At 40.5% G+C, this 26,464-nt stretch carries 21 protein-coding genes; 7 read left to right on the top strand and 14 right to left on the bottom strand.

What is annotated here, in order from left to right:
- Nucleotides 1–12 precede the first annotated feature (12 nt).
- Nucleotides 13–888 (bottom strand): acyl-CoA thioesterase, encoded by an 876-nt coding sequence (locus tag AC5YCE_RS06560; protein ID WP_496171450.1) that lies wholly within the window; start codon nucleotides 886–888, stop codon nucleotides 13–15.
- A gap of 304 nt (nucleotides 889–1,192) precedes the next feature.
- Between AC5YCE_RS06560 and plsB the strand changes: the two genes are divergently transcribed.
- A complete protein-coding gene (plsB, locus tag AC5YCE_RS06565) occupies nucleotides 1,193–3,766 on the top strand; it encodes a glycerol-3-phosphate 1-O-acyltransferase PlsB (RefSeq protein WP_496171451.1) in 2,574 nt (857 codons plus the stop codon).
- Between the two features lie 50 nt (nucleotides 3,767–3,816).
- Here plsB and AC5YCE_RS06570 read toward each other — a convergent pair whose 3' ends face one another.
- Nucleotides 3,817–4,605, bottom strand: coding sequence for an NAD-dependent epimerase/dehydratase family protein (locus AC5YCE_RS06570; protein WP_496171487.1), 789 nt, complete (start codon nucleotides 4,603–4,605; stop codon nucleotides 3,817–3,819).
- Nucleotides 4,606–4,650: 45 nt separating this feature from the next.
- On the opposite strand from AC5YCE_RS06570, the gene recG reads away from it, so the two are divergent.
- Together recG and AC5YCE_RS06580 are read left to right on the top strand one after the other, a co-directional pair.
- Nucleotides 4,651–6,696 carry an ATP-dependent DNA helicase RecG gene (recG, locus tag AC5YCE_RS06575; protein WP_496171452.1) on the top strand — a complete coding sequence of 682 codons (2,046 nt, stop codon included), beginning with the start codon at nucleotides 4,651–4,653 and terminating at the stop codon, nucleotides 6,694–6,696.
- 67 nt (nucleotides 6,697–6,763) lie between these two features.
- Complete coding sequence (locus AC5YCE_RS06580; RefSeq protein WP_496171453.1) at nucleotides 6,764–7,408, top strand: ComF family protein; 645 nt, start codon at nucleotides 6,764–6,766, stop codon at nucleotides 7,406–7,408.
- A 45-nt stretch (nucleotides 7,409–7,453) separates the two neighbouring features.
- Here the strand turns inward: AC5YCE_RS06580 and AC5YCE_RS06585 are convergent, their stop codons facing one another.
- Together AC5YCE_RS06585 and AC5YCE_RS06590 are read right to left on the bottom strand one after the other, a co-directional pair.
- On the bottom strand, nucleotides 7,454–7,858 hold the full coding sequence (locus AC5YCE_RS06585; protein ID WP_496171454.1) for an NUDIX hydrolase: 405 nt from the start codon (nucleotides 7,856–7,858) through the stop codon (nucleotides 7,454–7,456).
- Nucleotides 7,858–8,454: an LOG family protein gene (locus AC5YCE_RS06590; protein ID WP_496171455.1), complete on the bottom strand. Its 597-nt coding sequence runs from the start codon at nucleotides 8,452–8,454 to the stop codon at nucleotides 7,858–7,860. Before AC5YCE_RS06590 ends, AC5YCE_RS06585 begins: the two co-directional genes overlap by 1 nt.
- 156 nt (nucleotides 8,455–8,610) lie before the next feature.
- On the opposite strand from AC5YCE_RS06590, the gene AC5YCE_RS06595 reads away from it, so the two are divergent.
- Nucleotides 8,611–9,624: a CorA family divalent cation transporter gene (locus AC5YCE_RS06595; RefSeq protein WP_496124743.1), complete on the top strand. Its 1,014-nt coding sequence runs from the start codon at nucleotides 8,611–8,613 to the stop codon at nucleotides 9,622–9,624.
- Nucleotides 9,625–9,760: 136 nt separating this feature from the next.
- Here the strand turns inward: AC5YCE_RS06595 and AC5YCE_RS06600 are convergent, their stop codons facing one another.
- The 8 genes from AC5YCE_RS06600 to dxs all read right to left on the bottom strand — a co-directional run bounded on the left by AC5YCE_RS06600 (nucleotide 9,761) and on the right by dxs (nucleotide 18,637).
- A complete protein-coding gene (locus tag AC5YCE_RS06600; RefSeq protein ID WP_496171456.1) occupies nucleotides 9,761–10,048 on the bottom strand; it encodes an STAS domain-containing protein in 288 nt (95 codons plus the stop codon).
- 15 nt (nucleotides 10,049–10,063) lie between these two features.
- Complete coding sequence (locus tag AC5YCE_RS06605; RefSeq protein WP_496171457.1) at nucleotides 10,064–10,699, bottom strand: MlaC/ttg2D family ABC transporter substrate-binding protein; 636 nt, start codon at nucleotides 10,697–10,699, stop codon at nucleotides 10,064–10,066.
- 17 nt (nucleotides 10,700–10,716) lie between these two features.
- Entirely contained in the window at nucleotides 10,717–11,385 is a 669-nt protein-coding gene (gene mlaD / locus AC5YCE_RS06610) for an outer membrane lipid asymmetry maintenance protein MlaD (RefSeq protein WP_496171458.1), read from the bottom strand.
- The gene (gene mlaE, locus AC5YCE_RS06615) at nucleotides 11,385–12,164 is read right to left on the bottom strand and encodes a lipid asymmetry maintenance ABC transporter permease subunit MlaE (RefSeq protein WP_496124739.1); all 780 of its coding nucleotides are present in this window, start codon (nucleotides 12,162–12,164) and stop codon (nucleotides 11,385–11,387) included. The genes mlaD and mlaE overlap by 1 nt, the downstream gene beginning before the upstream one ends.
- Nucleotides 12,161–12,979, bottom strand: coding sequence for an ABC transporter ATP-binding protein (locus AC5YCE_RS06620; protein WP_496124738.1), 819 nt, complete (start codon nucleotides 12,977–12,979; stop codon nucleotides 12,161–12,163). Before AC5YCE_RS06620 ends, mlaE begins: the two co-directional genes overlap by 4 nt.
- A 427-nt stretch (nucleotides 12,980–13,406) precedes the next feature.
- Nucleotides 13,407–15,314, bottom strand: a complete 1,908-nt coding sequence (locus AC5YCE_RS06625) for a DEAD/DEAH box helicase (RefSeq protein WP_496124737.1) — start codon at nucleotides 15,312–15,314, stop codon at nucleotides 13,407–13,409.
- A gap of 468 nt (nucleotides 15,315–15,782) precedes the next feature.
- Nucleotides 15,783–16,613 (bottom strand): inositol monophosphatase family protein, encoded by an 831-nt coding sequence (locus AC5YCE_RS06630; RefSeq protein ID WP_496171459.1) that lies wholly within the window; start codon nucleotides 16,611–16,613, stop codon nucleotides 15,783–15,785.
- A 119-nt stretch (nucleotides 16,614–16,732) separates the two neighbouring features.
- A complete protein-coding gene (gene dxs / locus AC5YCE_RS06635; protein WP_496171460.1) occupies nucleotides 16,733–18,637 on the bottom strand; it encodes a 1-deoxy-D-xylulose-5-phosphate synthase in 1,905 nt (634 codons plus the stop codon).
- Between the two features lie 329 nt (nucleotides 18,638–18,966).
- On the opposite strand from dxs, the gene ribA reads away from it, so the two are divergent.
- Nucleotides 18,967–19,569 (top strand): GTP cyclohydrolase II, encoded by a 603-nt coding sequence (gene ribA / locus AC5YCE_RS06640; RefSeq protein WP_496124734.1) that lies wholly within the window; start codon nucleotides 18,967–18,969, stop codon nucleotides 19,567–19,569.
- Nucleotides 19,570–19,623: 54 nt separating this feature from the next.
- Here ribA and hemN read toward each other — a convergent pair whose 3' ends face one another.
- Nucleotides 19,624–20,997 carry an oxygen-independent coproporphyrinogen III oxidase gene (gene hemN, locus AC5YCE_RS06645; RefSeq protein WP_496171461.1) on the bottom strand — a complete coding sequence of 458 codons (1,374 nt, stop codon included), beginning with the start codon at nucleotides 20,995–20,997 and terminating at the stop codon, nucleotides 19,624–19,626.
- Between the two features lie 245 nt (nucleotides 20,998–21,242).
- On the opposite strand from hemN, the gene hemF reads away from it, so the two are divergent.
- Both hemF and aroE read left to right on the top strand, forming a co-directional pair.
- Nucleotides 21,243–22,187 carry an oxygen-dependent coproporphyrinogen oxidase gene (hemF, locus tag AC5YCE_RS06650; RefSeq protein WP_496171462.1) on the top strand — a complete coding sequence of 315 codons (945 nt, stop codon included), beginning with the start codon at nucleotides 21,243–21,245 and terminating at the stop codon, nucleotides 22,185–22,187.
- Nucleotides 22,188–22,832: 645 nt separating this feature from the next.
- Nucleotides 22,833–23,621, top strand: coding sequence for a shikimate dehydrogenase (gene aroE / locus AC5YCE_RS06655; RefSeq protein ID WP_496171463.1), 789 nt, complete (start codon nucleotides 22,833–22,835; stop codon nucleotides 23,619–23,621).
- A gap of 79 nt (nucleotides 23,622–23,700) precedes the next feature.
- Here the strand turns inward: aroE and AC5YCE_RS06660 are convergent, their stop codons facing one another.
- Nucleotides 23,701–26,307 (bottom strand): hypothetical protein, encoded by a 2,607-nt coding sequence (locus AC5YCE_RS06660; RefSeq protein WP_496171464.1) that lies wholly within the window; start codon nucleotides 26,305–26,307, stop codon nucleotides 23,701–23,703.
- Nucleotides 26,308–26,464 lie beyond the last annotated feature (157 nt).

Genomic DNA, 26,464 nt, shown 5'->3' on the forward strand with positions numbered 1-26,464 from the left:
AATATGAACTCCTTATTGGTTTTCAATTTCTCTTAAACGCATTAAGCCTTCTTGGGTGGTACTACACACCAATTGTCCGTTCTGCCACATTTTACCAAAATTCAAACCGCGTGAACTGGCACTCACCGTTGCATCCATATCATAAAGCATCCACTCATCTGCCTTAAATGGCTTATGGAAATAAATCGCATGATCGATACTGGCACATTGTAAGCTTGGCGTCAGATAGTTCATGCCATGTGGACGTAGTGCCGACATCATCAAGGTATAATCCGAGTAGAATGCAACAATGGCTTGATTCAACGAAATATCATTGGCAACGTCAGCGGCCAGTTTTTCATGCGTTTTAATATAATGCGCGTACGATGGAGATTCTGGTTGAGGTTGAAATGGATTGCTGATTGACACAGGGCGAATTTCAACATGACGTGGACGCATGAATGCCGCACGAATATTTTCTGGAACAAAATTGATGATGTTTTCTTTCAGTTCTTGCTCAGAAATTAAATCGTCAGGCTTTGGATATTCAGGTTCTGCAATTTGGTAATCCAGACCTTCCTCAGTATGAGCAAAAGAGACCATTGCTGAAAAAATAGTGCGACCATGCTGAATTGCACGCACTTGACGACTGACAAAGCTTTTACCGTCACGTAATTTCTCTACTTCATAAATAATCGGCGCATTCACATCTCCGCCAAATAAAAAATATGCATGTAATGAATGTGCTGGACGGTCTGTTGTATAGGATGCTGCTCGAAGTGCCTGTCCAAGAACTTGTCCACCAAATACCCGCTTCCCTACCAAATTGAGGCTTTGACCACGAAAAATATGTTCTTCTAATTTTTCCAAAGTAAGTAAATTAACAAGTTCTTGCGTTAAATTGTTCATATCTAACCTTCATTCTGACATTTCGATTCATTGCTATTGCACAATCAAAAACTCAACCAATACAGATCGCAATGACGACTGAGTTTATATTGCCATAAATCCCCATCATTTTACTAAAGTTTCGCTGACTGTATTGTCACATTGGTTATTTGATATAATCACTAAAAATACGATTTTTAACGATAAAATCTACCAATTTCCATGCAATTTGTTAGAAAATGACATATTGTTTTTGGCTTATATTTAAGAAAATAACGCACATTATTCGCTGTGATGCGTAATTCGTCATCGGTTAGGAGTTTTTATGTCCAAGAGTGGCTTTGGTCAAATGTATCGCAGACTTTCTAGTAAGCTGCTTGACCTAGTAGTAACACCGCATGTTCTTGGAGAAGTTCCAACAGAGCCTCAAGTTTCAGAACAAACTGAAGCTTCGACAGACACACCTCAAAAAGTGGTGTGTTATATCTTGCAGAATTATTCTAAAAGTAATGCACTCGTTGTCGATGGCGAAACACGTCGCTTAAAACTCACACCTGCACTTGAACCATTGGTCATTGGTGAACATAAAGAAAAAGCTGCTGTGGTTTTCTTACAACCTCAAAATGAAACCAATCTGCTCAATCCACCACAACATGCATTTCCACCTCGCTTATTGCGTCTCATTGAATTGATTGAAAAAAATCCTGAGATTGAAATCGAGTTAATTCCAGTGACTGTGTTGTGGGGACGTTCACCAGATAAAGAAGATTCATTATTTAAATTATTGTTCACTGATACTTGGGCAACACCAAGTACTTTAAAACAGTTAATGAATATCGGTCTGCATGGTCGCCAATCCTATTTAGAATTCCATGAAGCGAAGTCTTTGCGTGAGTTGGTGAATTATGCAAAAGATACACATCCAAACTTATCGCCTGCAACGTATATTGTGAACCAACTGAATGACTTTCTGGATCGTCAACGTGAAATCGTTTTAGGACCAGATTTATCAGATCGCCGCAATGTGATGCAGTCTTTGATCAAGTCTGAAGATGTGAAAGAAGCGATTCGTAAAGAAAGTATTCGCTCTAAGATTAGCTTGATTGAAGCAGAACGCCGTGCGATTGGTTATGTGAATGAAATTGCTTCTGACTATTCTCATTCGACTGTTCGTTTTGCAGAACAAGCCTTAACCCGCTTATGGACGCAACTCTATGACGGCGTTGAAGTACATAACTTTAATACGGTGCGTGAGTTAGCCAAAGACTACGAAATTATTTATACGCCATGTCATCGTAGTCACATCGATTACCTCCTTCTGTCTTACGTAATCTATAAACGTGGCATGATGGTGCCGTACATCGCAGCGGGTGATAACCTCAATATGCCTTTTGTCGGTCAATTACTTCGTGGTGGGGGTGCGTTCTTTATTCGCCGTAGTTTCCGTGGTAATGGCTTGTACACTACCGTATTTAAAGAGTATTTACACAGTATTTTGACTCGTAATACACCACTTGAATACTTCATTGAAGGTGGTCGCTCACGTACAGGTCGTTTACTGCCGCCAAAGACAGGCATGATCGCAATGACAGTTCATAGTCATTTACGTGGTCGTGAAAAGCCGATTGCTTTCGTTCCGACTTATTTCGGTTATGAACGTTTGATGGAAGGTGCAACCTACGTCGGTGAGATGAATGGTAAGCCGAAAGAATCTGAATCTGTTTTTGGCATTATCCAAACCTTACGTAAAATCGAACGTATTTTCGGACGTGTTTATGTGAACTTTGGTGAGCCTGTTTTCTTAGATGACATGTTGAAGAAGCATGGTGCTGAAAATGTCAAAATTGAAAAGAATGATGATCCTATTCCTCAAGCAGTGTCCGATGCAGTAAATAGTTCTGCGCAAGCTATTTTGGAAAATATTAACCGTGCAGCAGTTATTAACCCTGTTTCATTGCTCTCGTTAATTCTTTTGGCAACAACAAAACACACGTTGGATGAAGAGATCTGCATTAAGCAACTGGATACTTATCGTAATCTGTTGACAGCCTTGCCATACGATCATCGTATGCAAGTGACGCCATTATCCGGTAAAGAAATCATTGCATATGGTTTGAAACTTAAACTGATTAAACGTGTGAAGCATGTTTTGGGCGACATCATTGCGATTGAAGACAATCAAGCCGTGTTATTGACGTATTTCCGTAATAACATTCTGCATGCCTTTGTTCTTCCATCTCTCATCGCTGCGCTGGTTGAACACAATGGTCGTATTAGCAAAGACGATATGATCAGTGTAATTTCAACGCTTTACCCGTTCTTAAAAGCTGAGCTTTTCCTTAAATGGGAACAACATGAGCTTAAAGAACAAATTGAGCAATATGTCGATGCGCTTGCTCAAGCGAATTTAATTTCCATTGATGATCAGAATAATCTGCTCTGCCCTGCACCAAACTCTGAAGATCATAATCAATTGGTAGTTCTTGCAGCGCCAGTTCGTCAAAGTCTTGAGCGTTATTACATGACTTTAGCGCTGATCACACAACGTGGTTCAGGTAATATTTCAACTAAACAAGTTGAAGACTTGAGTCATTTATTGGGTCAGCGTTTGTCTGTGCTTTACGAGTTCAACTCACCTGAGTTCTTCGATAAAGCGCTGTTTCAAAGCTTCATTAAAGTCTTAACCGAGCAAGGCTATATCAGCAAGAATGATGAAGGCTCGATTGTATTTGATGCGCATTTCAGAAATGTAGCCCAGTATGCCAACCTTGTGCTTGATGATGTGACTTTGCAAATGCTTCAACACATTACTTCATTTACCGATGAGGAATTGAAGGAAGCATTGGATGCTGTTGCAGAACAACAAGCCAAGAAGCGTTTAAAGCGTAAGAAGAAATAGTCATAAAAAAAAATCCCCTTCAAAGAAGGGGATTTTTTTTTAGTGTTTGCTCAAATAGCTTTTATCTTCATAAGCTCAAATTTACTCTCCACCATCCTCTTCGCAAAAATCCGCTTCCCTGTTTCGACTTCACTTTCCAAAACCAATTCAGGCAAACCCAATTCTCTTTGAATCTTTAAAATCCGCTCATGTAAAGGTTCAGGCTGATTATTCGTACAAATATAAGATTTTTTAGGATGTTCCACGTGAATCAAATGCGCTAAAAAACGAGCTAAGTCATCGATATGAATTCGATTTGACCAATGAATATTGGGATAGGTTTTTGTTGTATCAGCCAGCTTCTGCATTCGAGCGCTTGAAGTCCCATAAATCCCTGTCGGTCTGACAATAATGACTTGCTCAGGATAAGCATCTTGCCACAATTGCTCCATTTGCAATAACAAATACCCTTGCTCATCTTTTGGAATAACTGGTGAATCATCATTGATGATTTGCCCTTGATCTTCACCATACACGCGCGTTGACGAAACCACAATAATGCGTTGAACAGGGTGATGTCTTAAAGCTTTAACCATAGGCTGAACTGAATCCACATAGGTGCGTTTATAATTTTCAACACTACTCAATTTAGAATGGCGAGATGGCGCTAAAAGTACATAGACTACATCGACAGGCTGAATCAGGGATAAATCAAGCTGATGAATATCTTGTTGTAAATGCGCTGCGAAAGCATCATCTTTCGGAGTCAGGCTAACTGTGGTAATTTGGTGATCTTGTTGGAATAATTGTTTAGCAACACGTTGTGATGTTTTACCATAACCAATCATTAGTATATGCATCATACGACCTATTCATCTACATGAATTGAACTAAGTTGAGGGGACATGGCCGCAGTCCATCAATTGCAAGGGGTAGGCAATGCCACCGTTGCTCTGCTTGAAAAACTAAATATTTTCACCACTGACGATTTGTTGTTTCATTTACCCCGTGACTATGAAGATCGTAGCACGATCATTCCAATGAACCAATTACACGTCGGGCGCAGCTATTTGCTCGAAGGTATCGTAAAGTCCATCGACATGCCTCCCGGTAAACGTAAATCTATGGCGATTTTAGTCCAAGATGATTATGGCAAGGTCACACTGCGTTTTTATCATATTTATAAAGCTTTAATGGATCGTGCCAAGGCAGGTAATCGACTGCGTATCTTTGGTGAAGTTCGTGTTGGTGCTCGTGGTTTAGAAATGTACCATCCTGAGATTCAACTCATTTCAGAGCATACCCCACTTCCGCAAACTCAGCTGACCGCCATTTACCCTGCCACTGAAGGACTAACACAGTCCAAACTGCGTGAATATGTCAAACAAGCGTTGACTCATCACAGTGATAATTTATCAGAACTTTTACCTGAAAAATTTACCAATGGTTATGCGCTTAAGCAAGCGCTAGAATATATTCATCATCCGCCTACAGATGCCAATATGCTGCAATTGGCACAAGGTCACCACCCTGCTCAGCAACGACTGATTTTTGAAGAGTTGGTTGCACATCAAATCACGATGCTGACGCGACGTGCTTTCATTCAAAAAATTGCGGCACCTGCATTTGCACCGAGTCAAACTTTTGCAAAGCAATTGTTATCTACCTTACCCTTTGAAATGACCAATGCACAAAAACGTGTATCCAATGAAATTGCTAAAGATTTAAAGAAAAATAAGCCGATGCTCAGATTGGTACAAGGCGATGTTGGTGCAGGAAAAACCTTAGTTGCGGGTGTTGCCGCATGTCATGCTTTAGAAGAAGGTTGGCAAGTGGCGATGATGGCACCGACTGAAATTTTAGCCGAACAGCATTATTTGAATTTCAAAAAATGGTTTGAACCTTTGGGCTTAAATGTCTCTTGGCTATCAGGCAAGCAAAAAGGTAAAGCGCGCGCTTTAGCAGAGCAGAATATTAAAGATGGATCTGCTCAACTGGTTGTTGGAACACATGCTCTATTTCAAGACAATGTTGAATTTGCCAAACTCGGTTTAGTGATTATTGATGAGCAACATCGATTTGGTGTTGATCAACGCTTAGCACTGCGTAATAAAGGCGTTAATAATACAACACCGCATCAATTGGTGATGACTGCCACGCCGATTCCACGAACACTCGCCATGTCAGCCTATGGCGATTTAGATACATCTGTCATTGATGAGCTTCCACCAGGTCGTACACCGATTCAAACGGTGACTATTCCACTGGATCGCCGTGAAGAAGTTTTACTACGCATTGCACAGAACTGTGCAGAGGGTAAACAAGCTTATTGGGTTTGTACCTTGGTTGAACAATCTGAAACTTTAGATGCACAAGCAGCTGAAGCGACTTATGCAGAAATTAAAGAACGTTTTCCACAGCTCAATATCGGCTTAGTGCATGGCAAAATGAAGGCAGATGAAAAACAGTCTGTCATGCAACAGTTTAAGGACAATGAACTGCAACTTCTGATTGCGACCACCGTGATTGAAGTCGGTGTCGATGTGCCGAATGCCTCTATTATGGTGATTGAAAATGCTGAGCGATTAGGACTATCACAGTTACACCAATTACGTGGTCGTGTCGGTCGTGGAGCAACTGCCAGCTTTTGTGCACTACTCTATAAAAGCCCGCTTTCGCAAAATGGGCAGGAGCGTTTACGCATCATGCGTGAAACCAATGATGGCTTTTTAATTGCTGAAAAAGATTTAGAAATCCGAGGTCCGGGTGAGTTACTTGGTACTAAACAGACAGGTGATATGGGGTTCAAGGTCGCCAAACTCGAACGTGATGATCATCTTTTAGCTCAAGCGCATTATGTTGCTGGTGAGATGCTCAAAGAGCATCCGCTACAAGCAGAAGCTTTGCTTAAACGATGGCTCCCTGAAGCACCTCGCTATGCATTTGTATAGCGATCACCAGATTTCAAAATAGAAATATAACAACAAATAAAATTAAAGCATGAATAAAGAGAAGAATATGAAGTTGCAATTATTGGATCAAATGTTTAGCGTTGCAAAGAAACTGATTCCCTGTAGCTTATGTGGTTTAGACCATCAACACGCACACTCTTTATGTCATGATTGTTGGAATCAACTCCCTTGGTTTCAACAATCTAATCAATTCAAACTTTACCGCAATGAAATGGAAATCAGCGTTGCTTTCAACTACCAGTTTCCTATCGATCGCATGATTCAAAAATATAAATATGAACAGCAACTGCAATACCAAACTTTACTCGCTCATAGCTTATTGCAAATTCGTCTACCCAAAGTTCAAGCCATTGTCCCCATGCCGATCTCTACAGAACGCTTAGCCGAACGTGGATACAATCAAATGCTGATCATTGCCAATCAACTCTCTCAAGAACTCAATATTCCCGTTTGGCAACCTATCATTCGTCTGGCTCAACACTCACAAAAAGGTTTAAGTCGTGTTGAGCGAATGGAGAATATTGCAGATCAATTTGAAATCATCAAAGCTGAACGACGCAAGTACCGAAAAGTTTTGATCATTGATGATGTCGTAACAACAGGCAGTTCACTGCATGCACTGAAAATGGCTTTAGAAAAATTAGGCTGCCAACAGATTGAATTGGCGTGTATCTCGGCAGCCAAAATTTAAATTGGATTTATAACAAGCACTTACAATAATAAAAAGAACGCTGACTTAGATAAGTTCAATAGCCAGTTGCTCCTTTACCCAAGGGATCACAACTTCAACAGTTAAAGGTGCTAGATTTGAAACATCACCCTCTAGATCAATCCATTTCATTTCAGCAATTTCTGCATCGATACATGGCACATCATCTATACTCACCTCATAAACATAACTGACCAAGAGATGATCTGCTTCATTTGCAGCACGCGTTTCAAAGCGCCCTACAAATTGTTCAATCCTTGCATCTACCCCAATCTCTTCTTTAATTTCACGAAGCATGGTTTGCTCAGGCAATTCATCAGGTTCTAACTTTCCACCAACTTGCATAAAAAATTGAGTATTTTGCTTACGCACCACGAGGAGTTGTTGCTGTTCATTTAAAATGATCGCAGCAGCGACGGTTATGACGTTCATTAATCTACTTTCACCAAATCATTATGATCTTTTACACCCCATTTTGGCTCTGGTGGTGTAAAACTTTCAAACTGTTTTAAGATATCTTCAATCGAATCTGACTGAATTAAAGCATTAGTAAAACGGCTACGTGTAAATTCCTTATCCGTGGTCAGTTGAATAAATTGCAATAGACTGTCATAAAAGCCTTCAACATTTAAAAATGCACACGGTTTTAAATGAATCCCGAGCTGCGCCCATGTCCATTGCTCAAAAATTTCTTCAATCGTTCCAGCGCCACCTGGCAATGCAATAAAGCCATCGGAAAGATCGGCCATCAGCGTTTTACGTTCATGCATACTAGTGACAACATGCAGTTCGGTTAAATCTGGGTGCGCCAACTCACGATCAACCAAGCCTTGTGGAATGACGCCAATGACTTTACCACCTGCTTTTAAAGCACTATCTGCAACAATCCCCATCAAACCAGAACGCCCACCACCATATACCAAGGTTTGACCACGCTCCGCAATCAAACGTCCTGTTTGTTCTGCTGTTTGAGCGAAAATTTGATCCGTTCCTAAACTTGAACCACAAAATATAGCGATTGATTTCATACAAATTTAACCTTGTTGTCATATATAGATGCTTTAAAACTAAACGAAGCACTTTTTTTTAAAATAATTAGTGATGTAAGCTGTGTTCATTCGAGCAAAGCTTGTCTAAAATACATTCATCAAATCAACCATACTGCGCAAAGGAGAAAAGATAAAATGCTTGAAGCCTTTTACCCCACAGAGCGCGGTAGCTTAGAAGACGCAACAATTAATGGCGGTTTTGACCTACATCCAGAGTTGGTTTGGATTGACTTAATTGCGCCTTCACAAGAAGAGCAAGAATGGGTTCTAGAAGCCTATCAACAGAATTTACCTACATTAAAATCTTTAGAAGATATTTCCTCTTCAGCACGATTCTACCGTGACGATGATGGTATTTTACATATCAGTACATATTTTTTAACGAAAAATAAAAACTATCAAGTTGAGGATGATTCTGATGAAAATAGTAATATTTTAGCCACGGTACAAACCGTTGCTTTTATTCTCCACAAGGATCATCTATTTACATTGCGCGGTGAAAAGCTAGTCGCATTCCGTGCTTTCCGTGCACGTGCTCGACGCAATGACTATGACATCGACTATAAAGATCCGACGTGGATTCTTTTAGGCTTACTCGAAGCCAAACTTGATGAACTTGCGGATATCTTAGAAGATATCCACAAAGACTTAGAACTCTACTCGACTGAAGTACTGAACGTACGCCATCGTGAACAAATCTTAGATTTGGACGACATGATTACCCGTCTCGCTCAGAAAGAAGACGTTCTAGGTAAAGCTCAACTCTGCTTAATCGACTTACGCCGTGTACTCACCTTCTTAGCACGTCCAAGAGCATTGGGCAGTCATATTTATGATGCTGATATTCGAGAGCTCAGTGAGGATGTTCGATCACTGGTTGAACATGATGCATTCCTCTTCCAAAAGGTTCGCTTCTTACTCGATACAACCTCAGGATTCATTAATACTGAGCAGAACGATACGATTCGTCGATTCTCTATTTTACCCAGTATGCTTGCACCACCTATGCTCATCGCCAGTATTTATGGCATGAACACTGATGTGTTGCCTTATGCCAAAGGAACAACCAGCTTTATTATTGTGAGCCTAATTTTGGTGGCATTTTTTGTTGGACCATTGCTTTATTTCCGTTGGAAGAAATGGATTTGAGCAAACTTTGCAGTATAAGAAATATGCTTTATGCATAGACCCTTGCAAACCAGAAAATCCTTCAGATCATCTACACATAAGAAAAGCACCTTTCGGTGCTTTTCTTATGTGTGCTTTCTTTAATCATCGAAAAGTATTAAATCAACTTTAAGTCATTTTCCAAATGACAAGATTGGATAATCTTCATCATTTTTTGAGGCACAGATTTAAAATGTAAGCTATGTGCATCAGGTGTTTGACGTAACCATCTCACCATCACTGCCAAAGCTAAAGTACTACCCTGCTCGAGTTCAGCCAAATTAACAACCAAAGGAAATTGATTCAATTGACGAATTTGGTTTAAACCTGCCTGATAATAAGCTTCAGCATTATCATAGCTAATTTTACCTGAAACCTGAACTTCTTGATCTTTCAGCGTAATCACAAAAATATCGCTCGATTATTTTTTCTTATCAATTGCAGCTTCAGCATCAGGCTTAAAGTTTGCAATTGCTTTATTAATATCACCACCATTACGTTTAACAGTTGCTGCAAATTGATTACGGAACTGCAAACCTAGATCGATGCCAGAAACGTTAATGTTACGAATTTTCCATTGGCTACCTTTATCCGCCAATTGGAAAGACACTGGAATTTTTTCACCCTTATGAATGAAGTCAATCGTCACCACTGGGTTAGCACTTGTTGTTGCTTTATAAGGGCGCATGGTATAAGTCTGATTGCTGAATTTAGCAAAAGCACTGCCGTAGTTTTCAATCAATGTTTCACGGAAATTCTTTTCAAACTGAGCACGTTGTGCTGCATTACTATACTGGTTGTTGGCGTATGTACCCATCACTAGACGTGTAAAGCCTTGTGAATCAATGTACGGATCAAGGTTTTGACGGACAATCGCATTTGCTGCTGCTGGATTATTTTGTAATTTTGCATGATCCGCTTTTAAGCGTGAAATAAGACCATCAGCCACTTTTTTCACAAATGCAGGCGGTGCTTCAGCTGGAGCTGCCATTGCAGTACCAGCAAACATTGCAGCCATCACACTTGCAGTTAAAGTTTGTTTTAATAAAGTATTCATTACATTTTCCTCAAAAATTATTCAACAAATGAAGTTTGTTCATCTGTTGTTTCAGATGGCACTGAATCAGCATCTGCGCCTTTCTTCGACTCACCTGCACCACCTGTAACGAATTTAGAAATGAGATCTTCGATTTCCATCGTACTTTGTGTATTGCTTATTTGACCATCACGCTTCAAGTAGTTGATACCACCACCTGGAACGATTTTTAAATATTTCTCACCTAACAGACCATTGGTTGCGACCATTATGTAAGCATCTTCATCAATGTTCGTGATGGATTTCATGTTATCAATCAGTTGCTTTTCCATTACTTTTTGTTGTGCTGGATCTGCTGCTTCATAATCTGAACTGTAGCGTAACTCTTCAAGCGCATTCTTTTGTACTTCTTTTAATTGCTCCGCATTAAATGAAGTTAAAGTGCCATCAAGCTTGATATTTACCGTGGCTAAACGCGTCATTGGATCAAGTTTAATATCTTCAACTTCACCCACTTTCACACCGCTCAGAGCAACTTTCGCACGAGGTTTAATGCCATTGACGTTATCAAAAGTCGCTGTCATGTTATAGCTGTCTTGAAGTTTAGTTCCCATCAAGCCACTGACTTTCATCGCCAAGAAAAATAATGCCACACCAAATAAAATGACAAAAATACCGACTGCTAGCTCACTAGTACGTGATTTCATTAAACACCTCCGAACATGACCGCAGTCAACACGAAATCAAAACCTAATACGCAAAGAGATGAATACACCACTGTGCGAGTTGTTGATGTTGCAATACCTTCTGACGTTGGCTCACAAGAATAACCTTGATAAACGGCAATCCATGTACAAATCAAGGCAAATACAAAACTTTTAATAATGGTACCGTTAAAGACATCCTTATAGAATTGAACAGCATTTTCCATTCCACTCCAATAAGAACCCTCATCTGCCCCCAGAAAATCGACACCCACCATCTTGCCACCCATGATACCAACGGCTGCAAAAATGACAGCCAACATAGGTAAGCTAAAAATACCAGCCCATAAGCGTGGCGAGATAATTCGTTTAAGTGGATCAACCCCGATCATTTCCATGCTCGAAAGTTGTTCTGTCGCCTTCATTAAACCAATTTCTGCGGTCAATGCCGAACCTGCACGCCCTGCAAAAAGTAATGCAGCGACTACCGGTGCAAGTTCACGTAACAGGGTTAATGACACAGCAGCACCCAGCATCGCTTCACTACCAAAGGTCACCAAGATGCTGTACATCTGCAAACCTAAAACAGCACCGATAAATAAACCTGACACCACAATGATCAGCAATGACATGACACCAACACGATACATCTGATAGATGAATAATTTCACACCAATCCACGTTGGCATTGAAAATAAAATTCTGAGTAACATGATGGTCGCAACACCAATTCCCTGCACACGCTCAATCACGCGTCTACCTAATAAGGCAATAGCATTCATGAACGCACCTCTTTATGCAAATAAGATTGATGGCTAAATTGATAATCAACAGGTCCTTCGACAGAGCCTGTTAAAAACTGTTTTACAAATGGCGATGCATGCTGACGCAACTCCTCAGGCGTACCTTCACCCTGAACCTTACCTTCAGCAACCACATAGATGTAATCTGCGATAGATAAAGTTTCCGTCACATCATGCGACACGATAATGGTGGTTAGATCCAAAGCTTCACGCAGTGAACGAATTAAACGTGTCAAAACACCCATGACAATTGGGTCTTGGCCTGCAAAAGGCTCATCGTACATGATCAGATCTGGATCCAGTGCAATAGCACGTGCCAAAGCAACACGGCGGTTCATCCCCCCCGATAACTCTGAAGGCATCATTTGTTCTGCACCACGCAAACCCACGGATTCTAATTTTAATGCAACTAATTCTTGGATTAAATGTTCAGGGAGTGCAGTGTGAGCACGAATTGGAAATGCGACATTTTCATAAACAGACATATCTGTGAATAGAGCCCCACTTTGAAAAAGCATGCCCATGCGTGCACGTGATGCAAACAACTCAGGACGACTCATTTCTGCAATGTTTTTACCATCGAGTAAAATCTGCCCTTGATCTGGGCTGAGCTGTCCACCGATCAGTCTAAGCAAGGTCGTTTTACCTGTGCCTGATGGTCCCATGATGGCTGTAATCTGTCCGCGACGTATTTTTAAATTGACATTATCGTAGATGACACGCTCACCACGATTAAAACTCAAATTCTTAACTTCAATAAGCGCCTGAGCATCAGGCAGCGTTTGATTATTCATAGCTGAGCGAGTTCCTGCAATTTATCAGCCCGCATACTATACTCTTAATTAGCTGAATTTTGATGTTATGAAAGGTTAATAAAATTTAGGCACTATGATAGCAGTATTCTGATTTTATTATAATTATACTAGTTTATAAAAAGTTAAGATTGTTCAGACAGATCACAGGGTTAAAGCTGAAGAACGAAAACTCTAAATAGCAATGCTATATAAAAAGTAAGAAATATTAGCAATAACAAGTAGTGAAAATATATATATCATTATAGAACCTACATTTAAAGTAAGCGACAAAGTCTGTGTTTGGTTGTTCATAATTTACTTTTTATTTTTAAAATATGACTTGGTTAACATTATTTTAACATGCCGTTTTTTAAAAGCAATAAAAAAACCAGTCCGAGGACTGGTTTTTTTATTTATTTAGAAAGTCTTAATCGTTGAATTTACGACGTGGACGATCTTCCCCACCTTCACGACGAGGGCGGTCAGGATTGAATTCGCGACGTGGACGATCTTCTGCACCCAATGTACGTTGTGGACGATCACCGAAACCACCTTCACGACGTGGCGCTGGACGATCACCAAAATCACGCTTTGGACGATCAGCGAAACCACCTTCACGACGTGGCGCTGGACGGTCGCCAAAATCACGCTTAGGACGATCAGCAAAACCACCTTCACGACGTGGCGCTGGACGGTCACCAAAATCACGCTTTGGACGATCAGCAAAACCGCCTTCACGTGGTTTGTAATCTACACGGTTGCCACGGTTATCATCGTTAGAGCGAGGACGATCACCGAAACCACCTTCACGACGTGGAGCTGGACGATCACCGAAGTCACGCTTTGGACGATCATCGAAAGAACGTTGTGGACGATCACCAAAACCGCCTTCACGGCGTGGCGCTGGACGATCACCGAAGTCACGACGTGGCGCGGCACGATCAGCACCAAATGCTGGACGTTCGCCACGAGGTTTGTCATCGAATGTACGCTGTGGACGATCGCCACGTGGTTTATCATCAAATGAACGTTGTGGACGATCACCGCCACGACCACCACCAAAGCTACGACCGCCGCCATCACGACCACGACCACCGCCGAAACCGCCACGACCACGACCACCGCCATCACGACCGCCGCCATCACGACTACCGCGTGCAGGAGGTGGAGATGGCTCAAGACCTTCGATTTCAGATACATTTAAGCGTGCATCTAAGAAATCTTCTAAAGCACGGATTTTACCGCGTTCACGGTAAGTCGCTAAAGTGATTGCTTTACCAGTACGACCCGCACGACCTGTACGACCGATACGGTGTACATAATCTTCGTTCTTCATCGGAAGACCAAAGTTAATGACGTGAGAAATCGTTGGAACGTCAAGACCACGTGCAGCAACGTCAGTTGCAACTAAAATCTTTGCACGACCTTCACGGATGCTACGTAAACGACGGTTACGTACAGTTTGTGGCATAGCACCATGAAGCGCTACAACAGAAAGACCAGCTTCAGCAAGCTCTTCAGCTAACATGTCTGTATCTTCTTGAGTTGAAGCAAATACAACTGCTTGATCAACGTCTTCGCCGTTTAACCAATGCGTTAATAATTTTTTCTTGTGCTCAAAACCATCAGTCCAATGCAAAGTCTGAGTAATATCAGTATTTGTAGAGTGACCTGTTTCGATTGCAATACGAACTGGATCGTTCATCATGCGTTCAGCGAGGCTAACAATACGACCCGCAAATGTCGCAGAGAACATTAATGTTTGACCACGGTTACCCGCTAAATCACTGATCGCTTCTAGGTCTTCAGAAAAACCTAAATCAAGCATACGGTCAGCTTCATCGACAATTAATGCTTTAACTTGATCAAGTTTAATTTGACGACGGTTCACTAAGTCAAGTAAACGACCTGGAGTCGCTACAACAACTTGTGCACCTTTTAACTGTTGAATTTGTTTACCAAAAGGCATACCACCCATGATCGCAGCAATACGCATACCTTTCATATGACGTACGAAACCGATTGCATCTTGGCTTACTTGTTGAGCCAATTCACGCGTTGGGCATAAAACTAAAATTGAAGGTGCAGTTACAGCACGCATACGATCTTTAAAAGAAAGAAGCGTATCTTCATCACCTGCCAATGTATGTAATGTTGGCAATAAGAATGCAGCAGTTTTACCAGAACCTGTTTGGCTTGATACAAGAAGGTCTTTACCTTCTAAAGCAGCAGGAATTGCTTGTTCCTGAACAGGAGTAGGCGCAGTAAAGCCTAAAGTTTGAAGTGCTTGTTGAAGGGATTCGTGTAGTTGAAAATCAGCAAAAGTTTTGCTCATAGAGTGTTTCACCCGAAAATAGGGTGCTCCATTAAATATAAAGTCTGATGGACATCGGCAAAAAGCGGCACAGCAATAATCGCTGAAAATATAGAATCAGCGGCGATCCGAGAACGACGATGCGTATAACGCACACATGATTACAGCCTGAACCTGAAGGAATCGCTTTAGCGATTGGGTGGGGCGCGAAATAGTGTCCTCTCGATGGACCGGACGCGCATACACAATATAGAAGAGAATGTTCAGGTAATGAACGAAATTTAGTGCGTGAGCGGAGTATAACAGATTTTTTTATAATGTCATTAAGTTTTACTACTTTTTACATTTTATATAAATGATTTAATCTTATTAGTGAACTTCTGCTTCCTTAAAATCATAATTCAAAATAAAGAAAAGCCCTTATAAATAAGAGCTTTTCTTTATTTCATGAGACAAAAAACATGAAATATTTTTTCAAATTTGAGTTGCCTATTTAGCAGCTTCGCCCCAAGCAGGTACAACTGCTTGCATTAACGGCTTTAACATTTTCATAGAACAAGCCAACACTTGGCCATTTTCCATTGAATCTGTACCACCGCGAGCATCAACCATTGTTCCGCCCGCTTCTTTCACAAGTAATTCGCCTGCTGCAATATCCCACGGCTTCAAACCAAGCTCGAAATATCCATCAAAGCGACCTGAGGCTACGTAAGCAAGATCCAGTGCAGCTGAACCCGTACGACGGTATTGAGCACCCGCTTCTGTCACATTGAGCAATGATTCAAAATGATTTTTTGCATATGAAACCACTTCACCGTTGCGAATTTTACGATAAGCATGACCGACTGAAAGGAAAGTATTTGCTAAGCTATCTTTTGTGTTCACACGGATACGGCGTTGATTCATCATTGCACCGCGACCACGGCTTGCAGAGAACAACTCATCTTTCACAGGGTCATAAATCACGCCGTGCTGAGTGATCCCTTTATGCTGAACCGCGATAGAAATACAGAAATGTGGTACACCATTGATAAAATTCAATGTGCCATCTAAAGGATCAATAATCCAACACCAGTCTGCATCGTGACCATTGCCTTCTTGCAAACCAAATTCTTCACCTAAGAAGCTGTGATTTTTATAGCTTTTTTTCAGTGTTGCAATCGTCAATTCTTCTAAATAACGGTCAACACGCGTTACAGGACCATCGATACCTTTTTCTTCAACCTGCAGATCGATTTTATGACGATTCTGATGTGCTTTTAAAAGCTCTTGACCAACTGTTTGAGCCGCACGCGCAGCCATAACCACCATAGGTTCCATTGAACACCCACTACAAATTTGAAGAAACTGATAAAGAATAATGCATAAAAGCGCCGGCATTTTAACAAATATCGACGCTTTTAGGGGAAAAATGTTTTTAAAATTTTAAGCCGATTAAATCAAACCAATTGTATGGTATTTAACCACGTTTGTTTGATCGATTTTTCAATGCCTTGCACATCAAGTCCACACTCTTTTAACATTTCACTATGCGTGGCTTGAGCTTGGAATAGATCTGGTAAGCCTAAGTTCAATATTGGTTTCACAATCTGTGCTTTAGCTAAATATTCATTCACCGCACTACCCGCACCTGCCATCACTGCATGTTCCTCAACAGTAACAAACAATTGGGTTTTCTCTGCAAAGCGTTGAATGACTTGTTCATCAAGCGGTTTCACAAAACGCATATTGATGACGCGGATTGCAACATCTAATTCTTTCGCTAAAACTTGCGCGCTTTCAACAGCCACACTGACTCGGCTACCAAATGCCAGAATGGTAATTCCATCATCATGTTCTGAGTTTAGTTCTAAAACAACTTCAGCTTTACCAATTTCTAAAGTGCTTAGCTCAGATTGAATCTCAACCCCTAAGCCGTTACCACGCGGATAACGCACAGCCGCTGGACCATTATACTGATAAGCGGTATGTAACATTTGGCGACATTCATTCTCATCTTTTGGCGCCATGATCACAATATTCGGTACAGTACGCATAAAGGCATAGTCATATGCTCCTGCATGCGTTGGGCCATCCTCACCTACCAATCCTGCCCGATCAATACCAAACGTCACATCTAGATTTTGCAAAGCGACATCATGAACGAATTGATCATAGCCACGTTGCAAGAATGTTGAATAGATTGCAACAACAGGTTTGAGTCCTTCACATGCCATACCCGCAGCTAAAGTCACGGCATGCTGTTCTGCAATCGCGACATCAAAGAATCGCTCAGGGAATTGCTTCGCAAATTGAACCATCCCAGAGCCCTCGCACATCGCAGGTGTAATCGCCAGTAAGCGTTCATCTGATTGTGCTTCATCACACAGCCATTGACCAAAGACATCTGAATATTTGGGTGCTGCATTTGATGATGCTGTTGCATTGATTTTAGAAATGGCGTGATATTTGATTTGTTCAGATTCAGCCGGTGCGAAACCTTTGCCTTTCTTGGTATAAATATGGACCAGACGTGGACCTTTACGCTTTTTCAATGCATTCAATACTTTGACCAAACCATCGACATCATGACCATCGAAAGGGCCGAAGTAATCAAAACCAATAGCGCTGAATAAATTATCTGCCGCATCGGTTGCAGATTGATGTAAACGAGAATTATAAGACCATTCAGGATGTTGCTCGATATAAGGCACACCGTCATCATCAATCTGTACCGAATGTCCTTTTTCCCAAATGGCAGCTAAATGTTGAGCAAAACCACCTGTGCTACATGAGATCGACATATCGTTGTCATTTAACACCACGATCAGATCAGCATTGTGTGCAACTGCATCATTCATCGCTTCAAAAGCCATGCCCGCTGTCATTGCACCATCACCAATGATTGCAACCACTTCGCAAGGATTTTTTAAATGACGGCGAGCCAAAGACATGCCCAAACCTGCTGAAATTGCAGTAGATGAATGACCTACACCAAATGTATCAAATTCCGACTCTTCACGTGCTGGAAAAGCAGCTAAACCATTTTTGGAACGAATTGTTGTAAGCTGTTCACGGCGACCTGTTAAGGCTTTATGTGGATAAGCTTGATGCCCCACATCCCAAATCAAGCGATCATGTGGCGTATTAAAGCAATAATGTAATGCAACGGTTAACTCAATCACACCTAAATTTGCGCCAAAATGTCCACCGCTTTGACCAGCTGCATACAAAATAAATTGGCGTAACTCATCCGCGACTTGAACCAATTGGTTTTTCGCTAGCTCGCGCAATTGTAATGGATGATCAATAGCATCCAACAAAGTTGTCACTGGGCGTTGAGTAGGAATCTCGGTATACAACATATGTAGCAATGCCTTCTAAAGCCTGGCAAATCCTAAGCTAGGTAAAATGGGTTAACTCGATTCTTAATCGTATGTAAACATACAAAGAATCAAAAAAAATTACCGTCAATCAACCACATTTATATTGGTGCATTATTAAGCAGCTGCTTAATCGGGCGTCGTTAGGTAAAGTAGATTATCCTGAATAACCTTGGTACTTATCAACTACTATTATGTGCATTATACAAAAAAAGAAAATGTTCTGATTAAATTTACTCACACTACTACCACCAAGGTCGTAGCATTAAGCTATACTTTAGTTAAATTATGAACATGTAATGGAAGTCGCTGTGCCTATCGAGTTTGTTGCTACATCACAATTACCTACTGCTTTTGGTGATTTCAAAATCACAGTTTTCCAAGATCCTCAAACAGGCGAAGAACATGTAGCACTCTCAAAAGGTTTAGAAACAGCGCCCAACTCACCTGTTTTGGTTCGTATTCACTCTGAATGCTTAACTGGTGATGCCTTCGCTTCGTTGAAGTGTGACTGCGGTCCACAGTTACAAGCCACTCAAAAACTGATTAATGATGCAGGTCAAGGCGTGATTCTTTATTTACGCCAAGAAGGTCGAGGAATTGGGTTAACCAATAAAATCCGTGCCTACGCCCTGCAGGATCAAGGTCACGATACCGTAGATGCCAATTTATTGCTGAATTTGCCTGCAGATGCACGTCGCTATGATATGTGCAGTATCATGCTGGATCACTTACAAATCAAACAAGTCAAGCTACTGACCAATAATCCTTTGAAGATTAAAGCATTAACAGATCTAGGCATTGACGTAGTCGATCGCGTCCCATTAACAGTTGGGCTAAATAAATTTAATGAAGATTACTTAAAAACCAAGCATGAACGCATGTCGCACATGTACGATAAAGAAGATTTCTAAGCTTAAATCAATCTTGATTAAAAAAATCTCCCATCAAATTAGGGAGATTTTCTATTAAATGGTCATCGAAAATATTCGATTCTCCGGCATACGTCGTTTTAGTTTCAAATCAAATGCCATACAGATATTCCGTACAAAGGGCTTTCCTACCTCAGTCACATGGATCGAGTCTTCTTTAACGACAAGCAATTGATCCTGTTGCATCTCGCTTAATTGATTGAGCACATCGGGCAATTCTGGAAAGTTCATTTTCGAATCTGACCATGACGTTTCAAAGCTACACATTAAATTTAAAATATGTTTTCGAATCACCAAATCTTCATCTGACAAGATATGCCCTCGATAGACTGGGATTTGTCCTTGTTCTAAACACGCATAATAATCATCAATATTCTTTTCATTCTGCGCAAAGCTATACCAGCTATCACTAATCGATGACACACCTAGCCCAATCATAACTTGAGTCTTAGATGCGGTATAACCCATAAAATTACGATGAAGTGTCCCCGCCCGAAATGACTGATACATTGGATCTTCTTTCAGAGCAAAATGATCCATACCAATTTCATGGTAGCCCTGCTCAAGCAATTTATTTTTGCCTTCCTCATAGCATTGACGTTTCATTTCATCCTTAGGGACATCGTGATCTTTAAAGCCACGTTGTCCATTGCCTTTAATCCAAGGCACATGCGCATAACTATAGAATGCCAAACGATCTGGCATTAAAGAACAGGTTTGCTCAATCGTATTTAAAACATCGTCTAAGTTTTGAAATGGTAGACCAAACACCAAATCATGCGAGATAGAGGTGTATCCAATTTCTCTCGCCCATTCAGTGACTTGCTTTACATGCTCAAACGGCTGAATCCGATGAATCGCTTTTTGTACTTTTTCGTTGTAGTCCTGAACACCATAACTGACACGGCGAAAACCCAAATCATAAAGGGTCTGCAAATGTTCTTTTGTTGTATTATTTGGATGTCCTTCAAAGCTAAATTCATATTTATCCGCAATTTTTGCTTTAGATAATATCCCTTCAATGAGCTGTTTAAGATGTTCCGCTGAGAAAAATGTCGGCGTTCCACCACCCAGATGAATTTCCTTAATCATAGGCTGATCAACAAGAAGCTGACAATACAAGGCCCATTCTTTTAAAACAGCTTGTATGTAAGGCTGTTCAACCTCATGCCGCTTAGTGACTTTTTTATGACAGCCACAAAAAGTACACAAGCTTTCGCAGAAAGGTAAATGAATATAAAGACTAATGCCTTGTGTTGTATTCGATTCATCAAATGATCGTTTGAGCGACTGCTTCCACAAATCCAATGAAAAACGATGCTCATCCCAATAAGGTACTGTTGGATAACTGGTATAACGTGGCCCAGGAACATTATATTTCTGAATGAGAGAGTTCAGTGGATTCGACATTGCAATGGCCCATGACAGTTAAATATAACAGCAGCATGAATATGCTTTGACTCATTGTGCTGAGCTTTATCAATCAATTCAACCTAGTAACTCAGTCGGAATAAGTTCTATCTTCATTATTCGATGGCTTGTGGATATGAAAAATTCATGCGCTAACGATCACAAAGATCGAGAAAATCACCTTAATTTTTAAGTTAATTTATGGTTTGATGTATTCAGTTTTTCTTTTAGCCAAGAGGCTTGCCATGTCGAACCCTACTTCTGTAGATATTCAACGCGTCCGTGAATTTCTTCTCGATTTACAAGCACGGATTTGTGCAAGCTTAGAACAACAAGAGATTGCAGGCGGTGGCACTGCAACCTTTGAAATTGATGATTGGGAACGTCCAGAAGGTGGCGGTGGTCGCTCACGTGTTTTGCAAAATGGAACTGTGATTGAAAAAGGTGGTGTGATGTTCTCTCACATTAACATTTCAAAACTCCCCGCTTCTGCAACTGAGCGACATCCTCAAATTGCAGGTGCGAAAGCCCAAGCCATGGGCGTATCACTGGTGATCCATCCCAAAAATCCGAATGTCCCAACCTCTCATGCAAATGTCCGTTTATTTGTTGCGGAAAAAGAAGGGCAAGATCCAATTTGGTGGTTTGGAGGTGGTTTTGACTTAACCCCATTTTACCCAAATGACGAAGATGTGTTGTCATGGCATCAAACCGCACATGATCTATGTGCGCCTTTTGGTGAAGACGTCTATGCTGAACATAAAAAATGGTGTGACGATTACTTTTACCTAAAACATCGTAATGAACAACGAGGTGTCGGTGGTTTATTTTTTGATGATTTAAATCAATGGGATTTTGAAACTTGCTTTAAATACATGCAAGCCGTTGGCAATGGCTACTTAGAAGCCATCTTACCAATCTTTAAACGCAATCAAGATAAAGCTTATACCGAGGCGCAACGTGAGTTCCAACTGTATCGTCGTGGACGCTATGTCGAATACAACTTGGTTTATGACCGCGGTACGCTATTTGGGTTACAAACAGGTGGTCGTATCGAATCCATCTTGGTTAGTCTCCCACCGCTAACGGGTTGGTCTTATCGCCCTGAATGGAAGGAAGGTTCACCTGAGAAACGCTTAACAGATTATTATCTAAAACCAAGAGATTGGTTATCTGAGCTGAATAAATAATCCATAATGATTACCATCATTAGCCATATAAATCCCATGCTCATCATGGGATTGCTATTTATAATGTATTAGGGCCTAGCGTATTTGAAAAATTTAACAAAGCTTGCATCCCGTTTTCATAAATTAAAAAATACTTACATGACTGCATGCTAGATTCCGATTCATTTGCAAAATAAATATATGTTGTCACATTTTTGACATGCTTGACCGCATATTATGTGTCGAAATAGCGTACACTGTAGTCGACATTATATTCATACATGGTTAGAACAATTTGCATCTCAATGGCAGATTTTTCGGTTCCATCTTTGAGGGAACTCTCATGCCAAACAACAAAATCAGTTCTACCGCTCTCATCTTTTGGGTACTTCTCATCGCATTTATTAGTGCAATTAGTACAACTATATTTTCTGAAAGTCTCTTCAATGATAGTTTTGGAATCAGCCTTATCGTTTTTACAACCGTTGGATTGATTATAAATATTTCTTATTTATGTATCCGCACCCTTAACGATATTTGTAATCCGACACATTAATTTTTATTAATTTCTTAGTCCTTTTTGCATGACTCATTTTTATTCAGGCTTTAGTACATCTCCAATTTGACGTATATTGATGACCATTTTCAGCACATGGACTTTGCGTAATGAGCAAACAATTTGCAGTCATTGGTCATCCGATTGAGCAGTCTCGTTCTCCTGAACTTCACCATGCATTCGCCCAGAAAGTCGGGATCGACTTACAATATTCAAAACGCCTTGCACCTATCGATGGATTTGTTGAAAGCATTCAAGATTTCTTTTCAAATCATGGCGTCGGAATAAATGTCACAGTCCCTTTCAAAGAACAAGCTTTCGCACAATGTGATGTCCTCACAGAGCGTGCAAAAATTGCAAAAGCTGTAAACACATTATGGATGCAAAATGGCAAACTCCATGGTGATAATACCGATGGACAAGGCTTAGTTGATGCAATTCAGGCTCTAAACTGGTCATTAGAAAATAGTTCGATTCTGATTCTTGGCGCAGGTGGCGCAACTCGTGGTGTAATCTACCCATTGGTTCAAGCTGGCGTAAAAAAAATTGTGATTGCCAATCGTACTATAGCTCGTGCTGAGCAATTGGTTGCAGACCTTCAGAGCGCTGTTCCTGAATGTGAATTATCCGCAATTTCTTTAAATGATTTGGCGGGTGACTTTGATTTTATTATCAATGCCACCTCTGCAAGTCTTTCGGGTGAATTATTAATTCTCCCGCCTGCATTACAATTTAAACATGCTTATGAAATGGCATACGGCAAGCCTTCAAGCTTTATAGATCAAGCTAAGGAACGTGGCGTTGCCTATTCAGAAGGCTATGGCATGTTAGTTGGGCAAGCGATTGAGTCATTTTCGATTTGGAATGGTGTTAAACCCGATTTAAATGATTTCATCTAAAAAAATATTTTAAAAGTCATCGTTAAAAAGCAAAAAAGAAGCTCACTTGAGCTTCTTTTTAGTTCAGATGATTTATTTGCTATTTCGTATATTTATCTATGTACTTATAAGCTTCCATATAGGCTGACTGACTAAATAAATCTTCATATTCAGCTTTTAAACCTGATACAGATGCTTCCGAAAGTTGGTCTTTCTGATCATCTATATATGCTTTTGCATAGACTTGAGAAGCCTGAATCAAACTTGCTTTATCAGACTCACTTACATCATAAATATCGATATATTTTTGCAGATAGAGCTGTGCAAAGATCGCTTGTTGAGTTTTATATTTCTTTTTAAGCTCATTCCACTCTAATTGCTTTTTATAATCTGCAATACCGTCCTGTACGTATTCATTCACCGTTGAACCTAAACCATCAAAATCATGTCCACTTTTCAGCGCATGTTTTTCACGAAGTTGGTTTAAACGTTTTAAAGCCTGCCCTTTAGGTGGTTCTAAATCCTCTACAAATTGATATGCATAGATCTCTGAAATTTCATCTAAGGCTTTTGCAGAATAATATTTGAGGTATTCAGCACGGTATCCGGCAAAGGCTACAACGAAAGCCGCTTGATAGGCTTTCACTTCGGATTGATGGCGCTTATAACTTTGCAATGCGACAGTACTCAAATAATCAGGTAACTCGATATCGGCTTCTGTCTCACTTGCTTCAATTGTAGCTAAAGCCGCTGCATCAACTGCATCCTGCGCAGCTACTGAACGGGACTCACCAGTAATCGGTGCCAATACTCCCTTGATCGCATTTTCAAGTAAAGAGCCTTTACTGACTTCCTCAATGGATTGAGCCTGTTTCAAAGCCTGTCGATCAATGGCTGTCGCATTTCCATAATTTGAAATTTGATTGGTGCTTTTGAAGTTAAGCTTGCCAAAATCGGACTCAGTAAATGCCATATCATAATCAATATTCTGTACGCGACCTTTTGGATCTAAAGTAAGATCGATCACCACACTGGTTGTTGCAGTTTGATGCTCTGCTAAGACTTTTTTAATCTCAGACTCATGCTTTTGCCATAATTGTTTAAACTGCTGAGCATCAATAAGCTGTTGTGATTGGTATGGCTTAAACAATGGTTTAAGTTGCTCAAGCACTGTTGCTGAACCCTCCTCAGAAATCGCTTCTTCGGAAACAGCTATTGCATCGTCACTTTCCTGAACGTCATCATTACTTGGAATAACTCGAACATCTTGGTAGTCCATACACAGTGTCACCTTACCAATCGGAACATTTTTTGTTCTCACTAAGGCTTCACAGATTTCTTCTGAGAGCGTTCTAGACTCTTCATATTCTTCATTATGCTCTGAACCATCAGTTTCCTCTAAGTCTTCTAAAGAAACTGCTGTTGCATCAACTGCTTCATCATGGTGATGCTCTGAACTCACCGAACCTGTTGCATCAGCTGCGGCATCCACAGCATTTGCAGCCGCTTCAGTTGCAGTCTCTGCTGTATCAACATAAGCCGTTTGATCCGACTCATATTCAGAACTGTCTTCATTTTCAGCACCATGATCATGTTCGTGATACATCAAACTGTGCATTTTTTCATTGATCAGCTGATAAACACGCTCAGATGATGCATATGCTTTACCCTCTTCATCGGCATCAGTAGATGACTCGTACGCTGCCTGAGCCATAGCAGCGGCATCTGCTGCCTCTGTTGCTGCCTCTACAGCTTCTGAAGCTGTCTCGTCTTCACCGCTTTGACTATCCTCGCTGTACTGCTCGCCTTTCACTTGCTCGGTGTAGTAAATCTCGTTGACATAATCATAGAGTTCAAGCTGAGTATGAATGGTATCTAAATCGCCACTAAAACGGATTTTTTTCAATGCACCTTGGGCTTTCTCATCCTGAGTCAATCCCACGGTATGGACTTGATTTGCATCTGCCAGTGTGTAGGTCACCGCATTCATTTGCTTTAGGTATTCGGCAAACTTTTTAAGATCAACTTTTGCAAAAGTCTCTTTATGTTTTGAAAAATCGATATATGCCAAACGTCCTTGGCTATCACGATTCACCATAAACGGCATGATCGCAAAATAATTGGTATAAAATTTATGTTCATTAAAATCAACCACCATCGGTAGTTGAGCCTGAATCTGTAAAGTCGGTTTTTGATAGTTTAACTGCAAAGTTAAAGCAGCCAATTTCTGCCTAAAATGAACCGAACCGTTGTAGCTAAACTGCAAGTCATTCAAAACATTGACAAGAGATTGTGCTATTTGAGTTTTAGGTGAACTCCCCTCATAACGATCACCATAATCATCTTCTGAAATATCATTTTTTTCTGCCAAAGCCTGATACAGCACTTTCTTCTCTTTTTGGCTAAATGGGATATTTTGGGTTCTGATCAATTGACCAATTTGCTTTTTAAGTTGTGGATCTAATACAGGTCCAATTGGCTTTTCTTGTTTTTTCTGCTGCTTTTCTTCCTGTTCAAACTTTAAATCCGTTTGAATTGAGAACTGACCTTTCAGGTCATAACTGGAATTTTCAAATAAAGCATTGAGTCCTTGAGTCGCCTGTTCTGATAGTGCTAAATTATTATGTGTATTGGATTTAATGACATGTTGACTACAACCACTGATACTCAACCCTAATAAACAAAGTGATAAATATTTTAATCGCATGATATTCGTTAGAAACCTTAGTTATTTATAGTTTATTTTGATGTGACAGTAACAAAAAAATCACACGAGTAGTCTAACAAATAGGCGACATAAAAGTGATGATTTATTCTACCAATTCGCTTTTCTGACATTTTTTTACTGGTGCAACATCAATGTT

The sequence above is a fragment of the Acinetobacter sp. CY79 genome, from assembly GCF_059515845.1.

What these genes read in the sequence shown, in the direction of transcription:
- AC5YCE_RS06560 (WP_496171450.1), bottom strand. Translation starts at nt 888, where the DNA reads ATGAACAATTTAACGCAAGAACTTGTTAATTTACTTACTTTGGAAAAA.
- plsB (WP_496171451.1), top strand. Translation starts at nt 1,193, where the DNA reads ATGTCCAAGAGTGGCTTTGGTCAAATGTATCGCAGACTTTCTAGTAAG.
- AC5YCE_RS06570 (WP_496171487.1), bottom strand. Translation starts at nt 4,605, where the DNA reads ATGCATATACTAATGATTGGTTATGGTAAAACATCACAACGTGTTGCT.
- recG (WP_496171452.1), top strand. Translation starts at nt 4,651, where the DNA reads ATGGCCGCAGTCCATCAATTGCAAGGGGTAGGCAATGCCACCGTTGCT.
- AC5YCE_RS06580 (WP_496171453.1), top strand. Translation starts at nt 6,764, where the DNA reads ATGAAGTTGCAATTATTGGATCAAATGTTTAGCGTTGCAAAGAAACTG.
- AC5YCE_RS06585 (WP_496171454.1), bottom strand. Translation starts at nt 7,858, where the DNA reads ATGAACGTCATAACCGTCGCTGCTGCGATCATTTTAAATGAACAGCAA.
- AC5YCE_RS06590 (WP_496171455.1), bottom strand. Translation starts at nt 8,454, where the DNA reads ATGAAATCAATCGCTATATTTTGTGGTTCAAGTTTAGGAACGGATCAA.
- AC5YCE_RS06595 (WP_496124743.1), top strand. Translation starts at nt 8,611, where the DNA reads ATGCTTGAAGCCTTTTACCCCACAGAGCGCGGTAGCTTAGAAGACGCA.
- AC5YCE_RS06605 (WP_496171457.1), bottom strand. Translation starts at nt 10,699, where the DNA reads ATGAATACTTTATTAAAACAAACTTTAACTGCAAGTGTGATGGCTGCA.
- mlaD (WP_496171458.1), bottom strand. Translation starts at nt 11,385, where the DNA reads ATGAAATCACGTACTAGTGAGCTAGCAGTCGGTATTTTTGTCATTTTA.
- mlaE (WP_496124739.1), bottom strand. Translation starts at nt 12,164, where the DNA reads ATGAATGCTATTGCCTTATTAGGTAGACGCGTGATTGAGCGTGTGCAG.
- AC5YCE_RS06620 (WP_496124738.1), bottom strand. Translation starts at nt 12,979, where the DNA reads ATGAATAATCAAACGCTGCCTGATGCTCAGGCGCTTATTGAAGTTAAG.
- AC5YCE_RS06625 (WP_496124737.1), bottom strand. Translation starts at nt 15,314, where the DNA reads ATGAGCAAAACTTTTGCTGATTTTCAACTACACGAATCCCTTCAACAA.
- AC5YCE_RS06630 (WP_496171459.1), bottom strand. Translation starts at nt 16,613, where the DNA reads ATGGAACCTATGGTGGTTATGGCTGCGCGTGCGGCTCAAACAGTTGGT.
- dxs (WP_496171460.1), bottom strand. Translation starts at nt 18,637, where the DNA reads ATGTTGTATACCGAGATTCCTACTCAACGCCCAGTGACAACTTTGTTG.
- hemN (WP_496171461.1), bottom strand. Translation starts at nt 20,997, where the DNA reads ATGTCGAATCCACTGAACTCTCTCATTCAGAAATATAATGTTCCTGGG.
- hemF (WP_496171462.1), top strand. Translation starts at nt 21,243, where the DNA reads ATGTCGAACCCTACTTCTGTAGATATTCAACGCGTCCGTGAATTTCTT.
- aroE (WP_496171463.1), top strand. Translation starts at nt 22,833, where the DNA reads ATGAGCAAACAATTTGCAGTCATTGGTCATCCGATTGAGCAGTCTCGT.
- AC5YCE_RS06660 (WP_496171464.1), bottom strand. Translation starts at nt 26,307, where the DNA reads ATGCGATTAAAATATTTATCACTTTGTTTATTAGGGTTGAGTATCAGT.